Annotated in this window: 3 protein-coding genes; all 3 read left to right on the plus strand. The window is 31.8% G+C overall.

All coding sequences use genetic code 11. The features are described 5' to 3' along the window. Nucleotides 1-245 precede the first annotated feature (245 nt). On the plus strand, nt 246-512 hold the full coding sequence (locus tag FG384_RS19430; protein ID WP_142644338.1) for a hypothetical protein: 267 nt from the start codon (nt 246-248) through the stop codon (nt 510-512). A 122-nt stretch (nt 513-634) separates the two neighbouring features. Further along, nucleotides 635-1,696 (plus strand): saccharopine dehydrogenase NADP-binding domain-containing protein, encoded by a 1,062-nt coding sequence (locus FG384_RS19435; protein WP_142644339.1) that lies wholly within the window; start codon nt 635-637, stop codon nt 1,694-1,696. A 150-nt stretch (nt 1,697-1,846) separates the two neighbouring features. Further along, nucleotides 1,847-2,062 carry a hypothetical protein gene (locus FG384_RS19440; protein ID WP_240793505.1) on the plus strand — a complete coding sequence of 72 codons (216 nt, stop codon included), beginning with the start codon at nt 1,847-1,849 and terminating at the stop codon, nt 2,060-2,062. The last annotated feature ends 193 nt before the right edge of the window (nt 2,063-2,255 follow it).

Raw genomic sequence — 2,255 nt, forward strand, 5'->3', positions numbered from 1 at the left:
ATTAGGCTACATTTTGTGAATGGTGACTTGGAAGAGCCGTGTGCGTAAATAGCGCAAGCACGGTTCTGTGAGGGGGGAGGAACACAATCTACCGCAAGGTAGAGAGGTTCCCTTCTACTCGACTAGTGAAAAATCGTTGAGCTGCTTAGGCGGCTCTTTTTTCTTGTTGAACTAAAGGGGCAGATTAGTTTAAGAGGGAAAACTGTAATGGGGGGAGAAATAAATAGTGTAGATGGGGTGAAGAAATGAGAAAGAAGTATAGTGTTTATTCATTAATTTTTATTGCTCTCGGTATTTTCATATCAATAATGGGATTTCCTCCGATTAGAATAGAATTCTTGGGAATGTGGGAAATTTTCATTGGCTTTACTATTTATTTAGTAGGTTTAATCCTTGGAGGAAAAGCTTTCTTAAAAAAAGAAAAGGGTTTTCTCAAATATATTTCCTTATTATCCGTCGTATTCGGTATTATATATGTAGTATTTTTATTTGGAATTATAGGTCAAATATAACGAATAATTTGGTGATCTTATTCAACTAAAGGAGCAGATCAGCTGAATAAATTTAACAATAAATCCCAATAAAAAAATTCTATTATTCGGAAAAAACCAAATAGAGAGAAGGCATTAAATACATGAAAAAAGTTATGGTTATCGGGGCATCTGGAGTTCTTGGTAAATTAGTTTGTATTGAGTTACTACGGATATTTGATAATCAAATAAAGTTAATAGTAACAGACTATAAAACTGAAAGAGGGAAGAAATTAGCAAATTCTTTTAACAATAATGTTCAATTCCAATATTTAGATGTAAATGAAGAAGAAAATGTAAAGCAAGTGGTTAAGGATATTGACATTGTAGTAGTTGTATTAAAACAGAAAATTCCGAATATACAAAAGTGTTGTATAGATAATAAGATATTATGTGTAGATGTTACCCCGTTTTATGACTTTGTTGAGAAAGTAAATGAACTAAATCAAAGTGCAGAAAATAATGATGTAGGTTCTGTTGTAATGTCGGGATTTTTTCCTGGATTATCAGGTTTAATGGTAAAAAAAGCTGTTTCAGATTTTAAAGAAGTAACAGAGATAAACGTTGGATTATTACAAAACACTAATGCTAAAGCAGGAATATCTGGAATTTTAGATATGTTAAAGATAATTACTCAACAAGTACATTTTGAAAACAAAGTTATATCTGGATTTACTAAAAAAAGAAAAATATATTTTCTTAATCACCTTAAAGAAAAAGAGGTGAGACTAATAGAACATTCGGAGAAAATCTTGTTAAAAGATAAATTAAGAACTAATCCTATAAATTATTGGACTTCTTGGAATGTTAATGCTTTCAATAAACAGGTATCTTTACTAAGACAAATTGGCTTCATTGATATTATTCATAAGCTTAATAATAAATTTCTATCTAAGGTAGTAAAACATAATCCCAATAAAAATGAAAGTGCTTCTCTTACTGTTGAGGTAAAAGGAATAGTTGATAACAATGAGAGGGTGAGAATACTGTCTTTATCTACTTCTTCCGATTATCATACAACAGCAATGGTTACTGCTTCATTAGCAAAAATTGCTGAACAAAAAAATGTGAAAGGTGTAGTTTGTCCTTTTGAAATAACAAATTTAGATGAATTGTTATCCGAAATTAACTGCCCTAACATTGTAATTCAGGAAGTTGAAATGTGAAAAATGTTATTGCACGAAAGGGATGCTTAACTTCAATAAGGAGTATTGCCTTGTTCTACTTCAAGTAACGGGGCAGGTTGTTCAATAAGGAAATACTTATTTGGAATCTATTCTTGCTGATATTCGTACTTACTTTGAGGGGGAATATTTTTGAAAAACACAAAGTTAAGAATCGTATGGATTATCGCTAATGTATTTTGTTATTTGATGCTATTTGGATTATCCATGTGGGTAGTGGCTATTAGTGAAGGATTACAAGAAATCAATAGATTATCAATTTACGTTTTACTAATGATTTTACTTTTCTTAGTGTCAGTATTTGGTAGTTATCGAATATGGGCATGGATAAAAGAAGGTGAAATGTAAAAAGTTCTTATTAAGCTAACAAGGGCTTTAGTAGAAGAAAGTTAGATTTATTTTTTTTAACTAAAGAAGCAGGTGTGCGGCCGAGCCTAGGTCGTATCATATAGCGGGTGGGATTCCCGTCGAGAAAGAACTAGCCATTCACTCGTAGCGAGTCTTGGAGGGCTAATGGTAACATTAGCCTTTAAGCGTAGAC

Source organism: Psychrobacillus vulpis (assembly GCF_006861825.1).
Taxonomy (GTDB): Bacteria; Bacillota; Bacilli; order Bacillales_A; family Planococcaceae; genus Psychrobacillus; species Psychrobacillus vulpis.

Excerpts from the sequence above, each read along its gene's own strand:
- FG384_RS19430 (WP_142644338.1), top strand. The coding sequence starts at position 246 with ATGAGAAAGAAGTATAGTGTTTATTCATTAATTTTTATTGCTCTCGGT.
- FG384_RS19435 (WP_142644339.1), top strand. The coding sequence starts at position 635 with ATGAAAAAAGTTATGGTTATCGGGGCATCTGGAGTTCTTGGTAAATTA.